Below are 18,763 nucleotides of genomic sequence, written 5' to 3' on the forward strand. Positions count from 1 at the left end.
GGGCGGCGAAGTTCTTGCCGTCCGACCACGGGATGTAGTCGTGGGGGCTCCAGTCCTTCGTCATCGAGAGATGGCGGTTGACGTTGTCCTCGGCGACACCGGAGAGCTCCTTAAGGAGCTCCAGCTGGGTCATCGGGCGGGTCGAGACGAGGCTCGCGCCGGAGCCGTACGGAGTGGAACTGGGTGCCATCGCTGGCTCCAATCGATGTCGTGCCGGTCCGGCACTCTGAGGATCCTCAGCGTGGGAACTCCACCGAGAAGTCGGGCACCGACATCGGGCGTCTGACGAAGTGATGGAACTACCTGCGAGACGTCGGTGTGCTGTGTCGACTGTACAGCCGCTGCGTCCCATTCCTGGTCGATGCGCCGGCCGACCACCGATAGGCGGCCCGACCAGGTAGTCGCCTCGGCTACCGCCCCGGCCGCTCCTGCGAAGTTATCGAATGTTCTCGATTTCCTTCCGCATCCAGGATTGCGACTGCATGATAGGGATATGGCTGTCATCGATCAGGCTCTGACCCGCTCCCGGCGCGCACGGCAGCCGGAGACGCTGGCGGATCTGATGACGTTCGTGGGATTCACGAGCGGAGTCGCGAACATCATCATGCAGCTCGCGCTGCCTCCGGTCGGACACGGCGTGCACGAGAGCCGGGTGGTCTCCGGGAGCCCCCGCCGCAGGCCCTTCAAGCGTCTGCGGACGACGGGGCAGCATCTCGTGGTCTCGGTGGTCGGGAACGAGTCCGACCGCTCGGCCTTCCGGGAGGAGATGCGGAAGGTGCACGCGCACGTCCACTCGACCGCGAGCAGCCCGGTCAAGTACAGCGGCAACGCACGCGATCTTCAGCTCTGGGTGGCGGCGTGCCTGTACCGCTTCTACATCGATCAGTACGAGTTCCTCTACGGCCCGCTCGACCGCGCCACCCTCGACGTCCTCACCCCCGTCGCCGCCCCTCTCGCTACCGGCGTCAACGTCAGGGAGGCCGAGTGGCCGCAGAGCTGGCAGGAGTTCGAGGACTACTGGGACTCGATGCTGCCCCGCCTCGCGATCGCCCCGGAGGTGCGCGACGACCTGAAGTCCCTCTCGGACTTCATGTTCCTCAACGAGGCACTCGGCGCCCCGGGATGGGTGCTGGCGAAGGTCTTCGGCCCGCTCAATCACTTCCTCACCCGCGGCAACCTCCCGCCCGAGTTCCGGGACATGCTCGGGTGGGAGTGGTCCGAGGCCGAGCAACTGTGGTTCGACCGGCTGCTCCGGCTACTGCGCGTCGCCGACGTCGTGAACCCGCACGCGATCCGCACGTACTCCCAGGTCCTGCTTCTCGACCTCCGCCTGAGGCTGCGCCTGCGCGGGTCGATCCTCGGGCCCGAGAAGATCCTCGACGCGCCGCTGGGCGAGCAGGGGCGCACGCCGGCCGAGCGTCGCCGGAACCGCCGCCGGTCCGACGGTCCGCCGACGGGCTCAGGCCGGTAGCCACTCCGCGGCACTCGACCCGCGCGGCACCAGCACGGTGCGGTACGCGCCCGGAGTCGCCGACATGCGTACCTGATCGGTGACGCCCTGGAACTGCCCCAGTGGCGTGGCGGCGGTGAAGATCTCGGGCGGCAGGTACTCGTGATCGCCGGAAGTGCCGGCGATAGCGTGCGCGTACTCGCGGTCGAAGACGCCGAGCGAGAGGACCCAGAGCGCGGCCCGCACCAGCGAGACGTGCACGCGGTAGCTGCCGCCGTCGACGGCACGCCGCGCGAGCGCCTCCGTGATGCCCGCTGCCATGAGCCAGGAGACGATGTAGTCGTTCACCACGAGGATCGGAGGGAGCGCCGGATCGCCCTCGCCGCCTTCCAGGTTCATCATCCCGACGAGGCTGCCGGCCGTCTGGTCGAAGCCCACGCGGTCGGTCCACGGGCCGCCGGTGCCGAACAGCGACGCGGTCGCGTGGACGATGCCGGGCCGGCGCTCGGCCATCTGCTCCGCGGACATCCCGATCGAGGCCAGGTAGCCCGGCCGCCGGTTCGCGTAGAAGACGTCGGCGCCGTCGGCCAACTCGCGCAGGCGGGCGGCGCCCTCCTCGCGGTACGGGCTCAGGACGCACGAACGGACCCCGACGTTGGCGGTGACGTACGTCGTGTCGTGCTCGTGCTCGCCCGGCCGCCAGACGTTGAGCACGTCCGCGCCGTGCAGCGCGAGGGAGCGCCCCGCGCCCGCGCCGGCGATGACGTGCCCCATCCCGAGCGCACGGATCCCGGACAGCGGCTGCTCGCCCGGCGGCAGTGGCTCCGGTTCCGAGTCACCGATCTTCGTGATCTCCACCAGCGGTGCTCCGGCCACACCCTCGAGGTACTGCTGGTGCGCGAGGAACTCCTCGGCGGTGCGCAGCATCGGGAGCACGACACCCGCCCGGGCGGCCGCCTCCTCGAGCTCGAGGCCGTCCCACCGCGCGACCGCGGCGGCCACCGCGTCCTCGTCCTCGGGGACGCCGAGCAGGTTCTGCGCCGCGACCTTGATCTTCGGATACGGGTTGAGCGGCATCACCCACCGCTCGTCGCGTGTGCGGTAGAAGCGGAAGCCGAAGGCGTTGGTGGCATTGGCCGACGATGCCGCCGGGTACCCGTTCACCAGCTCCCAGCGCCGGTCGTAGAAGGGGCACAGGCGATGCGGCGTCGGGCGGATGTCGATGTCGATGTCCTGCCCCTCGCCGCCGCGCAGCCGCCACAGCTTCGCGACCGCCGCGGACTTCGCGGCCAGGGCGATCGAGGTGGCGCCGCCGATGCGCAACGTACTGGGCACCACGGGGTCCGCGCCGCGGAACCGGATGGCGCCGCCGGTGTCCTCCGCCGACATGCCGAGGCCGGCGAGCACCTCGTCGAGGGCGGCGTTCAGGTCGTAGGTGTCGTCGGTGGCCGGGGCGGCGACCGTGGCCCGGATGCGTTCGGCGAGAGGGTCGGTCATCGTCGGGCCTCCGTAGCGGTGGTGGAGAGAACGGATTCGGGTACGGGGACGACGCGGGAGCGCAGATACTCGCCGACGGCCTTGCCCACCTGGTCGATCCGGTCGTTCGAGGAACCCCCGGTGCCGAGCAGGCCCCGGAAGACGAAGTGCACCGCGCGGAGTTCGGGGAACTCGTGCCGGACGATGTCCAGGCCCTTGGCGTCCGGGAAGAGTCGGCGTACCTCGTCGGTGCTGAGGAAGCGGCGCAGCCAGGGCCAGGCCGCGGCGTCCGCTGCCCAGATGCCGACGTTGCTGTTGCCGCCCTTGTCGCCGCTGCGGGCGTGGGCCACGACGCCGAGTGGAACCGACACCGTCGGAACCGATTCCGGGGCGGCATCGGGCTCCGGGTGGACGGGTTGAGCCGGTGACTGCGTCCGCTCCGGGGGCCCGATCTCGAGTGCGGTGCCGTCGGCGAGGACGGCGCGGTGCGCGAGCGCCGCGGTCGGCAGCAGGCCCGGCCAGTAGTCGACGATCGGCACGGGCCTGCCCTGCAGCACGGAGGCGCCGTCGTGGAAGATGCCGGGGAAGCTCTGCAGGTAGAGGCTGCCGAGACGGCGAACAAGGTTGTAGTCGGCGAGGGTTGTGGCATCCGGCGCGGTGGCCAGGACGCGCAGCGCGACGGTGGCTTCCCATTGGGTCTCGGGATCGTCGGCCGGCACGCCAACCTGGGTCACCGTGACCGTGACGCCGTCCGGCCGGTCCAGGTCCAGCTGGGACCGCAGCAGTTCGACCTTCGCGGGAACCTCGGTGCCCGTGGCGAAGACGGTGCCCACCACGCGGTGGCCGACCACGCCGAACGCGGCGACCTTGGTGGTCGGAGGTGGCGGGGCGCCCGTGGCGCCGGAGACGCGCACCCGGTCCGGGGCGTCCTGGTCGAGGCGGACGTGCTGCAGGTCGACGGTGACGTCCGGGTTGAGGTACTGCGGCCCCTGGATCTCGTAGACGAGCTGCGCGGTGACGGTGTCCACGGTGACGGTGCCGCCGTCGCGGGCGTGCTTCGTGATGACGGCGGTGCCATCGGCGACGATCTCGGCGACGGGGAAGCCGGGGCGGCGCAGGTCGCCGATGCCGGTGAAGCCGGAGAAGTTGCCGCCGACCGCCTGCGGGCCGCACTCGATGACGTGGCCCGCGACCACGGCGCCGGCGAGCGCGTCGAAATCCTCACGGCCCCAGCCGTGCCACCACGCCGCGGGCCCCGTGATCAGCGAAGCGTCGGTCACCCGGCCGCAGACCACGATGTCGGCGCCCGCCGCGAGCGCGGCGGTGATGCCCCAGCCGCCGAGGTACGCGTTCGCGGCCACGGGCGTGGCCCGCCACCCGGCGATGGGCGCACCGTCGTCCAGGTTGTCCAGCCGGTGGCCGGCGGCGACGAGCTCGTCGAGGCGGTCGAAGACCGCGTCGCCCTCGACGTGCGCGACCGACAGCTCGACGCCGGCCCGCTGCGCCTCCTCGCGCAGGACGGAGGCGAGCGCGGCGGGGTTGAAGCCGCCCGCGTTGGTCACGACCTTGAGCCCGCGCTCGGCCACGGCGCCGAGGTGGGGACGGAGCTGGTCGACGAAGACGGGGACGTAGCCGGCGCTCGGATCCGCCCGGTGCGCGGCGACCAGCCCCGCGAGGGTGATCTCGGCCAGGTAGTCGCCCACCAGCACGTCCACGGGGTCGCCGGCCATCACCTCGTCGATCGCGGTCGCGCGATCCCCGAGGTACCCCGAGAAGTTCGCGATCCGCACCGGTCGCTGGTCCATGTCCGCCTCCGTCTCTCACGTCGTTCCCGTCCGACGGTAGGCCGTCGGGCACCGTCGGACCAGGACCGTTTCCGACGCCGGAGCCGGACCGCGGCGGTCCGGTTATGCCTACGCTGTCGGGGTGGAGATCCGGCACCTGCGGTACTTCGTGGCCGTCGCGGAGGAGGGCACGATCGCCCGCGCCGCCGAGCGCCTGCACATGGCGGCGTCGCCGCTGAGTCGCCGGATCCGCGATCTGGAGCGCGAGCTGGGTACGACGCTGTTCGTTCGGACGCACCATCGCGTGGATCTCACGCCGGACGGCGCCGACCTGCTGACCCGCGCGGCGGACGTGCTGGCGCGGTTCGACGCGATCGCCGCGTCGGCGGCCCCCGCCCGGATGACCGTCGGTATCGCACCCGACGTCTCGGCAGAGGCCCGGGACCTCGTGCTCGGCGCCGTCGCCGAGGCCTGCCCCGGCGTCGAGGTCGCGCTCGCACCGGCCCACACCGGTCCGCTCCTCGTGAGCCTGCGCGCCGGCGACCTGGCACTCGCGGTCGCGCACGGCCCGATCGAGGAGCCGGGCATCGACTCCGTCCTGCTCGAGCGGCGACGCAGCTACGCGGTGGTGGGCCGCGGTACCGCCCTCGGCGATCGGACGTCCGTGCGGTTGTCGGAGCTCGCCGACCTCGCCTTCGCGTCGATCGACATGACAGCCGCGCCGGCGCTGTACGGGCGCCTGGACGAGGCGCTCCGCGCTGCGGGAGTGCATCGACGCGCGACCGTCGCGGACTCCAACTTCGCCGGAGTCGCGCAGCTCGTGGCAGCCGGCCAGGCCTTCACGCTCTCGACCCGCGACACGGGGACCGCCGCACGACTGCTCCGCGACGAGGATGTCGTCTTCCTCGAGGTCGACGGTGCCGGATCGCTCTCCACGCACGCCGCATGGAGCACTGCGGGAATCGTCGCCGATCCCCGCGTTCGCGACGCCGTCGCCGCGATCGGGCGCGCGGTTCCGGACGGACCGACCGTGGTCTGAGACCGGGCCCCGCGGCACCGTCGGGCCGCGTGACCGGGCTCGACGCTTGAAGTGAGACTATCGAAGAATGTCTGCGTCCCCGCCGCCCGGAACCCCCGACAACCCCGCCCTCGCGGCGGAGGCACGGATCGCGCGGACGGCGGTCACTGTCTTCCCGCTCCTGGTCCTGGTGGCGGGCGTCGTGGGCTACCTGACGCCGAGCACGTTCACGCCGCTCGCGCCCTCGGTGCCCTACCTGCTCGGCGTGATCATGTTCTGCATGGGCCTCACCCTGACCCCGCCCGACCTGGCCTCCGTGGCGAAGCGGCCCTGGGCGGTCGTGCTCGGCATCGTCGCGCACTACGTGATCATGCCGGGCGCGGGCTGGGTCATCGCCCACGGCCTGAACCTCGAGCCCGAGCTGGCGGTGGGCGTGATCCTCGTGGGCTGCGCGCCGTCCGGCACGGCGTCGAACGTCATGGCCTTCCTGGCCAAGGGCGACGTCGCGCTGTCGGTCGCGGTGGCGAGCGTCTCCACGCTCATCGCCCCGATCGTGACGCCGCTGCTGGTGCTGTTCCTCGCGGGCTCCTACCTACCCATCGACGCCGGCGGCATGGTGCTCGACATCGTCAAAACCGTTCTGCTGCCGGTGATCCTCGGCGTCCTGGCGCGGCGATTCGCGAAGAGCTTGGTCGCGCGGGCGCTTCCCGTGCTGCCGTGGGCGTCCGCGCTCGTCATCGCCTTCATCGTCGCGATCGTTGTGGCCGGCAGCGCGAGCAAGCTCGCCGCGGCGGGCGGCATCGTCTTCCTCGCAGTAGTGCTGCACAACGGCTTCGGGCTGGGCCTGGGCTACCTGGCCGGCAAGGTGGGGCGCCTCGACGACCGCGCCCGCCGCGCCCTCGCGTTCGAGGTCGGCATGCAGAACTCGGGCCTGGCAGCCACGCTGGCCACCGCCCACTTCTCGCCCCTCGCGGCGCTGCCGTCGGCGGTCTTCTCGCTGTGGCACAACATCTCCGGGGCGGTTGTCGCGGCCTGGCTGGCGCGCAGGCCGCTTGCGGACGAGTCGACTACTCGGCCTTGAGCGGCTCCAGGCACACGACGATCGATCCGGTCTTGCGCTTCATCGTGTAGGACACCGTGGCGGTCGGATACTCCGCGCAGCCGGTGTCGTCGGTCGTGTTCTTCAGCTTGCCGACGATCCGGTACCGGGCGCTCGCATCGGAGCAGTCCACCTTGTCGGAATCGGCGTTGCTCCCCGTGCCCGACATCGAGACGCAGTCGCCGACCGTTGCTCCCGCCACGTCGCGCTGGCCGAAGTAGGCGATCGTGCCGATCATCGCCACCGGGATGAGCAGGCCCAGCATCGCGAGCCGCTGGTACAGCGGCTTGCCCGGATCCAGGTGCGGCGCCGAGGCGGGTTGCGGCTCGGGGAGGCGACGCAGGCGCACCCACACGGACAGGTTCCACAGCAGGGTGAGCGGGTTGACGACGACGGAGACCAGCGTCAGCCAGCCCTGCCAGAGGCTCTTCGCGGACATGTCCCGGACCGTCGCGATGCCGCAGGTACGGCAGAACGGGCCCTTCTGCTTGAGGAAACGCATCGCGATGAGGAAGCCCTGGTGGCCGCGCACCGTCGTCTCGAGGGCGGGTGCGGCGCCGCAGAACCGGCACGTCGGGCCGGCGGTGGGGATGGTCATGAGGGCAAGTATCGACAACCCTCGTTCGGAATATCAAATCCTGTGACTTGGAATACAGTATTCGTCGCCGGGTCAGGCCGCGCGGTGGCGGCGCACCGCCTCCCGGCTGCCGCAGCGCGGCGAGCAGTACCGCTGCCGGCCGTTGCGGGAGACGTCCGCGAACACCGCTGCGCAGTCCGACGAGGCGCACCGCCCCAGCCGGCTCATGCCGCGCGTGGTCAGGTGCAGCGCCGTCCCGGTGAGGATCAGAACGGCGAGTTGGCCGGTGAGCGTCGCGCCGGACTCGCGGTAGTGGATGTGCCAGCCGGTGCCGGCGTGGTCGGTGACGCGCGGGTGGGAGGCGTGCTCCGCGAGCAGCGCGTTGAGTCGCGCGACGCGGGTCGCGACGTCGTCCGCGTCCACCACGGTGAGCCACGCGTCGATCAGGGCGCGACAGCCGGCGAAGTCCTCCGCGCCGACGGTCTCGACGAGCATGTCGTGCGCACCGCACCGTCGGACCAGGTCGTCGAGGTCGACGGCCGGAGCGTTTGCCAGGTCGACCGCGAGGAGAACGGGGCCCTCGCCGTAAGGGTTGATGTGCACAAGGCCATTACAGCACGATCGACCGGTGCCCGACATCACCACGACGACGCTGATCCTGCTCCTGTTCGCGGCCCTCGCCGCGGGCTGGGTGGACTCCGTCGTGGGCGGGGGCGGGCTGATCCAACTCCCCGCGCTGCTCATCGCCTTCCCGACGGCCGCGCCGATCCATCTGCTCGCGACGAACAAGATGGCCTCGATCGCGGGCACGACGACGAGCAGCATCACCTACTGGCGGCGCGTGCGGCCGGACTGGCGGACCGCCGTCGCGCTGGCGGTACCCGCGTTCGCCGGCGCGATCGCGGGCTCGCTCATCGCCTCGCACATCCCGCGGTCGGCGTTCAACCCGATCATCCTGGCCGCGCTCATCGCGGTCTTCGTCTACACGCTGCGCCAGCCCGACCTCGGTGACGAGACCGACCTGCGGTACCGCGGGCATCGTCATCTCGTGACGGCAGGGCTGGCCGGGTTCGCGATCGGCGTCTACGACGGTGCGCTCGGCCCGGGCACCGGATCGTTCCTGGTCTTCGCGATGGTCGGCCTCATGGGCTACGCCTTCCTCGAGGCGTCGGCGAAGGCGAAGGTCGCCAACTTCGCGACCAACCTCGCCTCGCTCGTGGTCTTCCTGCCCCAGGGCGCGGGTTACTGGAAGCTCGGCGTCGCCATGGCGTGCGCCAACGTCGCGGGCGGCTACCTCGGCGCGCGGACCGCCGTCGCGAAGGGCAGCGGCTTCGTCAAGGTGGTCTTCCTCGTCGTGGTCTCGGCGTTCATCTGCAAGCTCGGCTACGACGTGGTGCGGCAGTTCGCGCTGTGACCGCCCGGCAGCGTCGCCGCGGTCAGGCGATGACGACGCCGTGCATCACCACGCTCTTCGCGGCCTCGCTGAAGTCCCCGGCCTCGTCGCCGTCGGGCGAGCCGCCGATGAGCGTGGTGGAGAGCGTGACCAGGTGTTCGCCGTCCTGCGCGTACATCTCGTTCCGGAGCGTCACCATGTCGTACCCGCCGACGCGGCGGTGCTTGTCGACGTACACATGGATGGTCAACTCGTCACCCGCGACCACGGGTCGGTGGTAGGTCATCGCCTCGTCGGCCTGGATCAGCTGGCTGGCGCCGTACCCGATCACGGAGTCGTCGAAGAGCGGGCGGTTGGAGACGATGCCCGCGACGCTCACGAGCATCGGCGGCGCGACCAGGTCGGAGTAGCCGGCGGCGCGCGCCGCCTCGACGTCGAAGTGCACCGGGGCCGAGAACTGAGACGCGAGGGCGTACTCGCGAATCTTCTCGCGGCCCACCAGGTAGGTGTCGCCGTACACGTAGTGGTGGCCGACGGCCCTCGCGGTGCGCTCGCTGATCTCGTCGGGGGTCAGCGGGGCGGTGGCGGTTTCATTCGGCATCCGACCACGGTATCGGCGCGCGCGTGCGGATGACTTGTCCGAACCTCCAACAATCCCCGCGCCTCCTTGGTCGCGGCGGGCGCGGGGGTGTGGCCGAGTTCACGTCGAGGTCGACGGTTTGCGTTGCACCCCATGGATCGCCGTAAAATGAGTCGGTGAGCGAAGCCGGTGCTGCAGTCCCCGAAGACCCGACCGACCTCGAAGCGTGGCGCACCGCCAACGAACTGTCCGTGCCCTTCTCCGAGGCGCTGGACCTCTGGGCCGACACCGCGCATGCCGCCCTCGTCGAGCTGGCCGGCCGGTACGGATCGTTCATCTCCTTCGCCGAGCTCGCCGCCCGCGCGCAGGCCGACGCCGGCATCGCTACCCGCGCCCCCGTGCGCCTGTGGGTCGCCGCGCTGCAGCGCCGCGTGACGGACCGCTGCGAGGCCGCCGGGGAGCCGCCGCTCGTCGCGCTGATGGTCGCGCACGACCAGACCGTCGGTGAGGGCTACGCCTACGCCGTCGCCGCCGCCGGGCTGCCCGTTCCCGAGAGCCTCGACCAGCACGCCGCCGCCGCGCGTTTCGCCTGCTACCTGCACTTCGGGGCGACGATGCCCGCCGGCGCGGCCCCGCAGCTCACCCCCAAGCTGGAGGAGGCCCGTCGGGTCGCCGCGGCGCGTGTCGCGAAGGTGAAGCCGGCGAAGGCCGCGTCGAACGGCCGCGTCGTCAAGGCCCGCACGCCTGCGGCGCCGCGCGCGGCGAAGGCGCCGTCGGCCCGGCCGGCTAAGGCCGCACCTGCCAAGCCCGAGCCCCGTCCGGCGAAACTGTGCCCCAACTGCTTCACCCAGCTCGCCGCCAACGGCGAGTGCGGCTTCTGCTGAATCTTGCATCCCGCGTGCGGCCTTCGCTAATCTGAACGCGGGTACACCGGGCCCCGGGGCCTTCGCGCCGCGGTCGTCGATCGCCCGGTGACTTCTGTGAACACTCCGTCGTCCTCTGACGATCCGCTGGTGTACGTCCACATCGACACCTGGGAGTACCAGTGCTGCGGCACGGTGCCCCGCGTCGGTGCCGAGCTCAGCGGAACCCTGACCGTCTACGAGAGCGGTATCCCCGGCTACCTCGCCCCGCCGGTCACCGGCTTCGACAAGCGCAGTGGCCTGGTGCAGCTCGGAGCCGTCGTCGCGCAGCTCGGGTACGGACTCGACGAGCCCGTCGGGGACCTGCGGCTCGGACTCGGTTGGCACGACCGCGACGCACGTCCGGCTGTGACCGGCGTCGTCGAGCATGTCCTCGAGGAGACGGGTCGGTTCCTCCCTGTCGGCGACGATCGGACGCTGCTGGTGGATCCCGAGTCGCGAGGGTTTGCCGCCGTCGACGAAGCGACGCGCTGGCCGGAGGAACAGCTCGAGGGCGGCGGTGCCGCGACCATCGGTGTCGTAGTCGGGCTGCGGGTCACGGAAGTGCGGGTCCCGACGCCGGACGAGATCGAGGCGCGCCTCGCCGACGAGGAACGCGGCCGTCGCACGGTGCACCTCACCGGCCCGACGGAATTGTTCGGGCCCGCGCTCCCGAAGGAGGGGAGCGTGATCGAGGTGGACCTGGGTGACGACCGGCTGGACAAGACCGGCTCCTTGGCGCACATGATCGGCGTGGTCCGTGGAGAGGTGCTCCAGGCGAGCGCGATGAGCGACATGGGCGGGCAGCTCTTCGGTGTGGTGTTCGTCCGACCCGATCCGGCGAATCCGCCCGCCGAACTGTTCGTCCGGCTACTCATCGATCCGCGTGACGCTGAGATGAGCGCCTGAGCGGCGCGACCCCCGGCGACACGCCGGGCCCGCGCCGCTGGAGCGCGCATCTCAGCGCCACGGCGAGTGCAATCGCATCAGTCCGACGACGGCGTGGCTACGATAGCCGCGGAGGTACGCCGGGACCCCGCGGAACCACTCCTGCGGGTCGCCGAACGCCCGGTGCAGAGTCGTGAATTCTCCTTTGTCGCTGGACGTATCGCTGCTGTACGTGCACATCTCCAACTGGGAGTACCAGTGCTGCGGCGCGGTACCTCGCGTCGGCGGCGCGGTGCGCGGTTCGCTCACCCTGCACCCCAGCCGGCGGCCCGGATATCCGGCGCCCGAGGTGCTCGACTGGGATCCCGAGACGGGGCTGGTCCGCGTGGGCGACCTGTACGCGCAGCTCGGCTTCTCCGTGACCGACCCGTACCGCACCGACCTCATCGTGAGCCTGGGCTGGCACGACGCCGGGCCGGCGCCGACGATGCTCGGCACCGTCGAGGTGCTGCTCGAGGAGACCGGCACCTACGCGCGCGAGCGTTCGGGCGAGCTCGACATCGACCCCGCCTCCGTGGACTACCGCGAGGTGCGTGAGGCCACGGTCTGGCCGGAGGACCGGCCCGAGGCGGGCGGGCCCGCGGCGGCGGGCGTGGTCGCCGGGGTCCGGCTCGCGGGCGTCGTCCCGGCAGCGGATCCGGCGCAGGTCCGGGCCGAGGGCCTGCGCCTGTTCACCGACGCCGCGGTCTGAGTCGTTGCGGGCCGCGTCGTCGCGGCCCCGACCCGGAGATCAGACGGCGACGGGCTCCGGCTCGGCCGCGCGGGAGCGGGCGCGCGGGATCACCCAGCACATCGCGGCGGCGCCGACGCAGAGCGCGCCCGCGGTGTAGAAGGCCGGGTCGTAGCCGCCCGAGGCGTCGCGAATGTAGCCGGCGCCGAACGCCGCGACCGCGGCGCCCAGCTGGTGCGAGGCGAAGATCCAGCCGAAGACCACCGGCGTCGACTCGCCGAAGTGCTCGCGGGCCAGCGCCATCGTCGGCGGCACCGTCGCGACCCAGTCGAGGCCGTAGAACAGGATGAAGACCAGCAGGCCGGGCGCGATGCCGGGGGAGAGCAGCGCGGGCAGCAGCGCGAGCGCGAGTCCGCGGCCGAGGTAGTAGACCACCAGCAGGATCCGCGAGTCGACGCGGTCCGTGAGCCAGCCCGACGCGATCGTGCCGACCACGTCGAAGACGCCGATGACCGCGAGCAGTGAGGCGGCGGTCGTCGCGGGCATCCCGTGGTCGCCGGCGGCGGGGATGAAGTGCGTCTGCAGCAGGCCGTTGGTGGTGGCGCCGCAGATGGCGAAACTCGCGGCGAGCAGCCAGAAGGCGGGACGCCGTGCGCCCATCGCCAGCCCCGCGAAGGCCGCGCGCACCGCACCGCGCGTCGGCTCCGGCGGGGGTGCGACCTCGTCGGCGCCGAAGGGAGGGAGCCCCAACTGCGCCGGCCACGACCGGAGGAACAGTCCGGCGACGGGGATCACCGCGACCGCCACGGCGGTCACCACCAGCGTGGCCGTCCGCCAGCCGTGCGCCTCGGACAGCGCCGCGACCACGGGCAGGAAGATCAGCTGGCCGGTGGCGCTGGCGGCGGTGAGGACGCCCGTCACCAGGCCCCGTCGGGCGACGAACCAGCGCATCGCGATGGTGGCGACGAAGGCCGTCGACAACGAGCCGGTGCCCAGGCCCACCAGCACGCCCCACAGCAGCACCAGCTGCCAGGCGTCGGTCATGAACACCGCGAGCCCGGTGCCGGCGGCGACGAGCGTCAGCGCGCCGATGACTACGGGGCGCACGCCCAGCTTGTCCATGAGCGCCGCGGAGAACGGCGCGGTGAGCCCGAACAGCGCCATGTTCACCGACATCGCCGCGCCGATCGTCGCGTGCGACCACCCGAACTCCATGTGCAGCGGGTCCATCATCACGCCGGGGACGGACCGGAAACCGGCCGCACCCAGCATCGTCACGAAGGCGACGCCGGCCACGATCCAGGCGTAGTGCGGCGCGCGCAGGCGCCTCAGCGGTGTAGTCACCGGACTAGATTCCCGGATCCGGCGCCCGCGAACCAGTGGCATTAATGACAAGATATGAAAGAATCATGCCATGCACACCGTCGCCGTCCTGCTGCTGGAACCCATCGTCGGCTTCGACGCCGCGATCCCGCCGCTGTGCTTCTCCGAGGCCACCGACGAGGCCGACCGGCCCCTCTACCGCGTCATCACCTGCGGCGTCGACCGGAATCCGGTCCGCGCGACGGGCGGCTACACGATCACGCCCGAGGCGGGCCCCGAGGCCCTCGCCCTCGCCGACACGGTGATCGTGCCGGGCACGAAGATCAACGGCCCCCGGTTCGACGGCACCCTCCCCGACGACATCCGCGCCGCCCTCGCCACCATCCGCCCGGGCACCCGCATCGTCTCCATCTGCACCGGCGCCTTCGTGCTCGCCGCCGCGGGCCTGCTCGACGGCCGGAGCGTGACCACGCACTGGAAGTACGGAGCCCAGCTCCGCAGGCTCTACCCCGCCGTCGGCCTCGTCGACCACGTCCTGTTCACCGACGACGGCGACGTCTTCACCTCCGCCGGCCTCGCCGCCGGCCTCGACCTGTGCCTGCACCTGATCCGCAGCGACCACGGCGCCGCCGTCGCCAACAAGGTCGCGCGACACTGCGTCGTCCCGCCCGCCCGCGAGGGCACGCAGGCGCAGTTCATCGACGTCCCCGTGCCGGTCAGCGGGGCGGGCAGCACCGTCGAACCGCGGGACTGGGCCGTCCGGAACCTGCACGAGAACCTGTCGGTCGAGGTGCTCGCGCGGCGCGCCGGAATGTCGGTGCGCACCTTCAATCGGCGGTTCCGCGAGGAGACGGGGCAGACGCCGGGCGCGTGGATCCTGCGCCGCCGTCTCGACCGCGCCCGCGAGCTGCTGGAGACCAGCGAGCTGTCCGTCGACGCTGTGGCCCGGGATTCCGGCCTGGGTACCGGCGCCAGCCTGCGGGCCCACCTGCGGCGCGATACCGGCATGACGCCGCTCGGCTACCGCCGCGTCTTCCGGGAGGCAGCCGGGGCGTGAGCGGCGCACCGTCGGGCCCGGGCGAACGCAGCCCGGGCACTGGACGCACCCCGGACGGGACCGGGCAAAATGAGGGGATGCAGAGTCGGGTAGCGCCGCTCACCGGGCTGCGCGCCGTCGCGGCGGCCACGGTGTGCCTCACGCACGCCGCCTTCTCGACGGGGCACTACACCGACGACTTCGCCGGCCACCTCTGGGCGCGGTTCGAGATCGGCGTCCCCATCTTCTTCGCACTGTCCGGCTTCCTGCTGTTCCGGCCGTGGGTGCGGCTGCTGCAGGAGGGTGCGGGCCACCAGCCCGACCTGCGACGGTACGCCTGGCACCGGTTCCGGCGCGTGGTGCCGGCGTACTGGGCGGTCGTGGTCGTCGTCTACGCGCTGGGCCTGATCCGGCACGAGCCGAACCCGTCGGGCGGCGGGATCGACGGGCTCCTGCGCAACCTCACCTTCACCCAGATCTACGGTTTCGGGCACCTGCGGGTCGGGCTCACCCAGGCGTGGAGCCTCGCCGTGGAAGTGGCCTTCTACCTGGCGCTCCCGCTGATCGGCTGGGCGCTCACCGCGGTCCTGTGCCGCTACCGGTGGCGGCCCGCGCGGATGCTGGCCGGCCTCGCCGCGGTCGCCGCGATCACCCCGGTGTGGATCATGATCGCGCCCGACATCGAGCGCACGGCGCGCATGTGGCCGCCCGCCTACCTGTGGTGGTTCATCGGCGGGATGGCCCTGACGGTGGCGGTCCCCCTGGTCCGACGGTGGCCGCGGTGGGCCACGCCCGCCTGCCTCGCCGTCGCCCTCGGGGCGTTCGTCGTCTCCGCCCTGCCGGCGATCGGCGGCCCGCCGACGATGGTGCCGGCGAGCCAGGTGGAGGCGCTCGTGAAGTCGGCGCTGTACCTGCTGATCGCGACCGCGCTGATCGCCCCGCTCGGGCTGGCGCCGGGTGCGCGCTCGCCGTACCACCGGCTGCTCGGCAGCCGCCCGATGGTGTGGCTGGGCAGGATCTCCTACGAGTACTTCCTGGTGCACCTCATCGTCATGGACGTGCTGCTCCTCGACGTCTTCGGCTGGCGGCCGTTCACCGGGAACATCGCCGTGGCCTTCCTCGCGACCTCCGTCGTGAGCGTGGTGCTCGCGTGGGCGCTGCGCGCGGCCCTGCCCTTCGGGGATGATGAAGGTCGCACGTCGACGCAGAAGGGGGTGACGGATGTCCGCGCAGGAGCCTGAAGTGCACATCGAGGCGCCGGTGCGCCGCTGGTGCGACGCCCGCGCCATCCCCATGCCGCGGCGCGAGCTCTCCGACGAGGCCGCACTGCTCATCGCCGCGGGGCACCTGCAGCCCGCGGCCCGCGAGGTGGTGCTCAACCGGTTCGACACCGAGCGCGCCTTCCCGGACATCGGCGGCTACGCCAAGCTGCGCCGGCTCAGCCGGATCGCCGAGCACGAGGCGCCGCCGCCCTCGGCAGACGGCCTCCCGCCGAACCCGTTGCAGCAGGCCAAGGCCGCCGCCGACGCGGTCCGCGGCGCCGACGCCCGCCGCAAGCTCGCCGGCTTCCGGCACGCCTTCACCCTCAACCGCATCTCCTTCGCCGCGGGCGTCCGCGCCGTGCGGCGTGCCCGCAAGGACGCGGTGCACCTCGACCTCGACGAGCGCGACGCCCTGTTCGACGCACTGTGCCTGACGCCGCTGCCGGTCACCCCGTCGGCCGCCGCGGTCGCGGCGCGGACCGTCGCGCGGGTGGCCGGGCCGGCCCTGCGGCTCGCCCCGCAGCTCGCGGGCTGGGTCGACGGCCACGGCGCGCCCGACGAGGGCCTGCTCGTCTTCGAGGACCGGTACGACGTGCTGCTCTTCGTCGCCGGCCTGGTCTACGACAAGGTCAGCTACTCGCGGTCGGTGAGCTCCGGCGAGTTCGACGAACAGCTCGGCCAACTGGACCTCCCGACCGACCTGGTGCAGATCTCCGCCGACGTGGTGCAGCTCAAGTCCGTCTGGGGCCAGCTGCGGTACGCGCCGGGCCTCGCCGACGGCACCCGGTCGAGCGAGCTCGACACGGTGTGGGAGGAGCTCGTCGATCGGGTAACTGCGCTCACCCGCGTGGGTGACCTCGTGGACGTCGCCGATTCCAAACGGCCGCGCCGCCTGTCGATCGAGTCGATCGACCAGCAGATCCACGAGCTGGTGCAGCGCTCCGGCGAGCGCGAGATCTCCACGCAGAGTGCGCGTCGCGTCGCCGGGCAGATCATGGGCGCGCGGGGCGACCTCCCGCCCGCGCTGCCCGACGGTACGCGGCGCGCCCTGCCCGGTGCGGCGCTACCGGATTCGGCCCTTCCGGGGGAGGCGCCGAAGGCGTGGAAGCCCGCGCCGGCTCAGCCGCGCGACCAGGACGCGAGGTAGGTCTTCTCCTCGTCGGTGAGACGCCGCAGGCTGCGCTTCTCGATGTCGACGACCGCCATCTGCGTGGTCGCGAGGATCGCCGGCTTCGACTCCGGCGCGGCGTCTTTCGCGCGGACCTCGTAGCCGATGGTGAAGTCGACGCTGCGGTTCGACGCGATGTACATGCCCACCTGCACCGGCGAATCCTCGTGGTACAGCTGCGCCTTGTACTTGATCGCGACGTCCGCGATGAAGGCGCTCTTGATCAGCGGCGCGTACTTCTCGCCGGCGGAGAGCAGCCACTGGATGCGGGCCTCCTCCAGCAGCGTGACCATCCGCGCGTGGTTCACGTGGCCCAGCGCATCCATGTCCGACCAGCGGACGGGAACGTGTGCGGTGAAGGCGAACTCGTACTTGCCGAGGGTCATCGCTGCCACTTCGTGGCGAAGGCGAGGAAGGCGTCGTTCTCCTCGGGCACGGTGACGGTGACGCGGACGCCGGCACCGTCGAAGCCCCGGACCAGGAGGCCGGCCTCGGCGGCGTCGGTGGTGAACCGCACCGAGTCAGCGCCCAGCGGGAGCCAGACGAAGTTGGCCTGGGTGTGCGGGACCTCGAAACCGGCCTGCAGCAACGCGTCCCGGACGCGGGCGCGCTCGGCGACGACGGTCTCGGTGCGGGCCAGCAGCTCGTCGTTCGCGTGCAGCGAGGCGATGGCGGCGGCCTGCGCGGGCACGCTGACGGAGAAGGGCAGGTGCACCTTGGTGAGTGCGGCGATGAGCTCGGGATCGGCGATGGCGTAGCCCACCCGCAGGCCGGCGAGGCCGTAGGCCTTGGAGAAGGTGCGCAGGGCGATCACGTTGCGGTGCCGGGCGATCAGGGCGGCGCCGTCGATGCGCTCGCCGGTCTGCTCGTTGGCGCGGTGGTACTCGTAGTAGGCCTCGTCGAGGGCGACGATCACGTGCGGCGGCACCTTCTGCAGGAACGCCTCGAGAGCCTCCTCGGAGACCGTCGTGCCGGTCGGGTTGTTCGGGTTGCAGACGAAGATCAGGCGCGTGCGGTCGGTGATCGCGGCGGCCATGGCGTCGAGGTCGTGCACGTGGTCCGTGGTGAGGGGCACCTGGACCGGCGTCGCGCCGACGACGCGGGTCACGATCGGGTAGGCCTCGAAGCTGCGCCACGCGAAGATCACCTCGTCGCCGGGGCGGCAGGTGACCTGGACCAGGTCCTGGCAGAGGGCGACGGAGCCGCAGCCCGCGTGCAGCTGCTCCTCCGTGGCGCCGGTGAGCTTCGCCAGCTCGGCCTTGAGGGCCACCGCCCCGTTGTCGGGGTACCGGTTGGCGCTGCGCAGCACCCCGGCGAGGGCCGCGGCGACGGACGGCAGCGGACCGTCGACGATCTCGTTGGAGGCGAGCTTGATCGCGCCCGGCGCGGACTTCCCCGGAACGTACGCCGGGAGCGCGTCGAGATCGGAGCGGATGCTCAGCGGCGCGGGACGGGAGGAGTTCTCAATGGCCACTCGGCCAGGGTAGACCGACGGCCCGGCCCCCGGGGCCACCGAGGCCGGTCCGCGCGGACCGGCCCCGGTGGCCGTGGGTGCAACGGATCAGTTGCCCGAGAGCTTGTTCTTGAGGGAGTCAGCCTCGCCCTTGACCTTGTCGCCGAACTCGCCCGCCTTCTCCTTGGCGGCGGCGGTGGCCTGGTCGACCTTCTCGCCGGCGGCCGCGGCGGCCTCCTGGGCGCGGCCCTTGAGCTCCTCGGCCTTGTTCTTCGCGTCGTCTGCGATGCCCATGCGTGATCCTTCCGATACACCCGATGTGTTCCCCCGAGGCGGATCCCCGAGGCTTTGATTGTGCGCTGTTCGGCACAACCGCGCAGGGTTATCGATTGCGATCACGACGGACCTGCGGTTTCAGTTTCCGGAGAGCTTGTCCTTGACGGCGTCGACGCCCTCCTTGACCTTGTCCGCGACGTCGGCGATCTTCTCCTTCGCTGCGGCGAGGCCCTGATCCGCCTGCCCCTCGGCCTTGAGATCGTCGTCGCCCGTGGCCGCGCCCGCGGCCTCCTTGGCGCGCCCCTTGAGGTCCTCAGCCTTGTTCTTGGCGTCGTCTGCGATGCCCAT

The 18,763-nt window shown here is 71.8% G+C and carries 21 protein-coding genes; 10 read left to right on the top strand and 11 right to left on the bottom strand.

Annotated elements, in window-relative coordinates; genetic code table 11:
- Positions 1–190 (bottom strand): acyl-ACP desaturase (locus WFK95_RS11010; protein WP_336670742.1); only part of this gene is annotated, 190 nt, incomplete at its 3' end.
- 303 nt (positions 191–493) lie between these two features.
- On the opposite strand from WFK95_RS11010, the gene WFK95_RS11015 reads away from it, so the two are divergent.
- Positions 494–1,471 carry an oxygenase MpaB family protein gene (locus WFK95_RS11015; RefSeq protein ID WP_224647788.1) on the top strand — a complete coding sequence of 326 codons (978 nt, stop codon included), beginning with the start codon at positions 494–496 and terminating at the stop codon, positions 1,469–1,471.
- On the opposite strand, the gene WFK95_RS11020 is transcribed toward WFK95_RS11015, so the two are convergent.
- Positions 1,460–2,947, bottom strand: a complete 1,488-nt coding sequence (locus tag WFK95_RS11020) for a CoA transferase (protein WP_224647787.1) — start codon at positions 2,945–2,947, stop codon at positions 1,460–1,462. The genes WFK95_RS11015 and WFK95_RS11020 overlap by 12 nt on opposite strands.
- Positions 2,944–4,731, bottom strand: a complete 1,788-nt coding sequence (locus tag WFK95_RS11025) for an acyclic terpene utilization AtuA family protein (protein WP_224647786.1) — start codon at positions 4,729–4,731, stop codon at positions 2,944–2,946. The genes WFK95_RS11020 and WFK95_RS11025 overlap by 4 nt, the downstream gene beginning before the upstream one ends.
- 121 nt (positions 4,732–4,852) lie before the next feature.
- Here WFK95_RS11025 and WFK95_RS11030 point away from each other — a divergent pair, with 121 nt between their 5' ends.
- Together WFK95_RS11030 and WFK95_RS11035 are read left to right on the top strand one after the other, a co-directional pair.
- Positions 4,853–5,749 (top strand): LysR family transcriptional regulator, encoded by an 897-nt coding sequence (locus tag WFK95_RS11030; protein WP_224647785.1) that lies wholly within the window; start codon positions 4,853–4,855, stop codon positions 5,747–5,749.
- Between the two features lie 67 nt (positions 5,750–5,816).
- Positions 5,817–6,809 carry a bile acid:sodium symporter family protein gene (locus WFK95_RS11035; RefSeq protein ID WP_336670743.1) on the top strand — a complete coding sequence of 331 codons (993 nt, stop codon included), beginning with the start codon at positions 5,817–5,819 and terminating at the stop codon, positions 6,807–6,809.
- Here the strand turns inward: WFK95_RS11035 and WFK95_RS11040 are convergent.
- Together WFK95_RS11040 and WFK95_RS11045 are read right to left on the bottom strand one after the other, a co-directional pair.
- Positions 6,796–7,425, bottom strand: a complete 630-nt coding sequence (locus WFK95_RS11040) for an LppU/SCO3897 family protein (RefSeq protein WP_224647783.1) — start codon at positions 7,423–7,425, stop codon at positions 6,796–6,798. The two genes, WFK95_RS11035 and WFK95_RS11040, sit on opposite strands and share 14 nt — an antisense overlap.
- Before the next feature lie 72 nt (positions 7,426–7,497).
- The gene (locus tag WFK95_RS11045; RefSeq protein ID WP_224647782.1) at positions 7,498–8,007 is read right to left on the bottom strand and encodes a CGNR zinc finger domain-containing protein; all 510 of its coding nucleotides are present in this window, start codon (positions 8,005–8,007) and stop codon (positions 7,498–7,500) included.
- 25 nt (positions 8,008–8,032) lie between these two features.
- Between WFK95_RS11045 and WFK95_RS11050 the strand changes: the two genes are divergently transcribed.
- Positions 8,033–8,818, top strand: coding sequence for a sulfite exporter TauE/SafE family protein (locus WFK95_RS11050; protein ID WP_224647781.1), 786 nt, complete (start codon positions 8,033–8,035; stop codon positions 8,816–8,818).
- 22 nt (positions 8,819–8,840) lie between these two features.
- Here WFK95_RS11050 and WFK95_RS11055 read toward each other — a convergent pair whose 3' ends face one another.
- Positions 8,841–9,398: an FAS1-like dehydratase domain-containing protein gene (locus WFK95_RS11055; RefSeq protein ID WP_224647780.1), complete on the bottom strand. Its 558-nt coding sequence runs from the start codon at positions 9,396–9,398 to the stop codon at positions 8,841–8,843.
- 155 nt (positions 9,399–9,553) lie between these two features.
- Here WFK95_RS11055 and WFK95_RS11060 point away from each other — a divergent pair, with 155 nt between their 5' ends.
- The 3 genes from WFK95_RS11060 (at position 9,554) to WFK95_RS11070 (ending at position 11,918) form a co-directional block, all read left to right on the top strand.
- On the top strand, positions 9,554–10,261 hold the full coding sequence (locus WFK95_RS11060; protein ID WP_224647779.1) for a hypothetical protein: 708 nt from the start codon (positions 9,554–9,556) through the stop codon (positions 10,259–10,261).
- A 129-nt stretch (positions 10,262–10,390) separates the two neighbouring features.
- Positions 10,391–11,188: a DUF6578 domain-containing protein gene (locus tag WFK95_RS11065; protein ID WP_224647778.1), complete on the top strand. Its 798-nt coding sequence runs from the start codon at positions 10,391–10,393 to the stop codon at positions 11,186–11,188.
- 172 nt (positions 11,189–11,360) lie between these two features.
- Positions 11,361–11,918, top strand: coding sequence for a DUF6578 domain-containing protein (locus WFK95_RS11070; RefSeq protein WP_336670744.1), 558 nt, complete (start codon positions 11,361–11,363; stop codon positions 11,916–11,918).
- A 39-nt stretch (positions 11,919–11,957) separates the two neighbouring features.
- Here the strand turns inward: WFK95_RS11070 and WFK95_RS11075 are convergent, their stop codons facing one another.
- A complete protein-coding gene (locus WFK95_RS11075) occupies positions 11,958–13,283 on the bottom strand; it encodes an MFS transporter (protein ID WP_374201325.1) in 1,326 nt (441 codons plus the stop codon).
- 28 nt (positions 13,284–13,311) lie between these two features.
- On the opposite strand from WFK95_RS11075, the gene WFK95_RS11080 reads away from it, so the two are divergent.
- The 3 genes from WFK95_RS11080 (at position 13,312) to WFK95_RS11090 (ending at position 16,665) form a co-directional block, all read left to right on the top strand.
- Positions 13,312–14,277, top strand: a complete 966-nt coding sequence (locus WFK95_RS11080) for a GlxA family transcriptional regulator (protein WP_336670745.1) — start codon at positions 13,312–13,314, stop codon at positions 14,275–14,277.
- 77 nt (positions 14,278–14,354) lie between these two features.
- Entirely contained in the window at positions 14,355–15,497 is a 1,143-nt protein-coding gene (locus WFK95_RS11085; protein WP_336670746.1) for an acyltransferase family protein, read from the top strand.
- Entirely contained in the window at positions 15,478–16,665 is a 1,188-nt protein-coding gene (locus WFK95_RS11090) for a hypothetical protein (RefSeq protein WP_224647774.1), read from the top strand. The genes WFK95_RS11085 and WFK95_RS11090 overlap by 20 nt, the downstream gene beginning before the upstream one ends.
- On the opposite strand, the gene WFK95_RS11095 is transcribed toward WFK95_RS11090, so the two are convergent.
- The 4 genes from WFK95_RS11095 to WFK95_RS11110 form a co-directional block, all read right to left on the bottom strand.
- A complete protein-coding gene (locus WFK95_RS11095) occupies positions 16,638–17,072 on the bottom strand; it encodes an acyl-CoA thioesterase (RefSeq protein WP_082809595.1) in 435 nt (144 codons plus the stop codon). The two genes, WFK95_RS11090 and WFK95_RS11095, sit on opposite strands and share 28 nt — an antisense overlap.
- Positions 17,069–18,127, bottom strand: coding sequence for a histidinol-phosphate transaminase (gene hisC / locus WFK95_RS11100; RefSeq protein WP_224647794.1), 1,059 nt, complete (start codon positions 18,125–18,127; stop codon positions 17,069–17,071). The genes WFK95_RS11095 and hisC overlap by 4 nt, the downstream gene beginning before the upstream one ends.
- A 120-nt stretch (positions 18,128–18,247) precedes the next feature.
- Entirely contained in the window at positions 18,248–18,433 is a 186-nt protein-coding gene (locus tag WFK95_RS11105) for a CsbD family protein (protein WP_224647773.1), read from the bottom strand.
- A gap of 120 nt (positions 18,434–18,553) precedes the next feature.
- A complete protein-coding gene (locus tag WFK95_RS11110) occupies positions 18,554–18,763 on the bottom strand; it encodes a CsbD family protein (RefSeq protein ID WP_224647772.1) in 210 nt (69 codons plus the stop codon).

Origin of the sequence: Tsukamurella sp. USMM236, from assembly GCF_037148755.1 — a bacterium.
Lineage (GTDB): Bacteria > Actinomycetota > Actinomycetes > Mycobacteriales > Mycobacteriaceae > Tsukamurella.

Excerpts from the sequence above, each read along its gene's own strand:
- WFK95_RS11015 (WP_224647788.1), top strand. The coding sequence starts at position 494 with ATGGCTGTCATCGATCAGGCTCTGACCCGCTCCCGGCGCGCACGGCAG.
- WFK95_RS11020 (WP_224647787.1), bottom strand. The coding sequence starts at position 2,947 with ATGACCGACCCTCTCGCCGAACGCATCCGGGCCACGGTCGCCGCCCCG.
- WFK95_RS11025 (WP_224647786.1), bottom strand. The coding sequence starts at position 4,731 with ATGGACCAGCGACCGGTGCGGATCGCGAACTTCTCGGGGTACCTCGGG.
- WFK95_RS11035 (WP_336670743.1), top strand. The coding sequence starts at position 5,817 with ATGTCTGCGTCCCCGCCGCCCGGAACCCCCGACAACCCCGCCCTCGCG.
- WFK95_RS11040 (WP_224647783.1), bottom strand. The coding sequence starts at position 7,425 with ATGACCATCCCCACCGCCGGCCCGACGTGCCGGTTCTGCGGCGCCGCA.
- WFK95_RS11055 (WP_224647780.1), bottom strand. The coding sequence starts at position 9,398 with ATGCCGAATGAAACCGCCACCGCCCCGCTGACCCCCGACGAGATCAGC.
- WFK95_RS11075 (WP_374201325.1), bottom strand. The coding sequence starts at position 13,283 with ATGCCACTGGTTCGCGGGCGCCGGATCCGGGAATCTAGTCCGGTGACT.
- WFK95_RS11080 (WP_336670745.1), top strand. The coding sequence starts at position 13,312 with ATGCACACCGTCGCCGTCCTGCTGCTGGAACCCATCGTCGGCTTCGAC.
- WFK95_RS11085 (WP_336670746.1), top strand. The coding sequence starts at position 14,355 with ATGCAGAGTCGGGTAGCGCCGCTCACCGGGCTGCGCGCCGTCGCGGCG.
- WFK95_RS11090 (WP_224647774.1), top strand. The coding sequence starts at position 15,478 with ATGTCCGCGCAGGAGCCTGAAGTGCACATCGAGGCGCCGGTGCGCCGC.
- WFK95_RS11095 (WP_082809595.1), bottom strand. The coding sequence starts at position 17,072 with ATGACCCTCGGCAAGTACGAGTTCGCCTTCACCGCACACGTTCCCGTC.
- WFK95_RS11105 (WP_224647773.1), bottom strand. The coding sequence starts at position 18,433 with ATGGGCATCGCAGACGACGCGAAGAACAAGGCCGAGGAGCTCAAGGGC.
- WFK95_RS11110 (WP_224647772.1), bottom strand. The coding sequence starts at position 18,763 with ATGGGCATCGCAGACGACGCCAAGAACAAGGCTGAGGACCTCAAGGGG.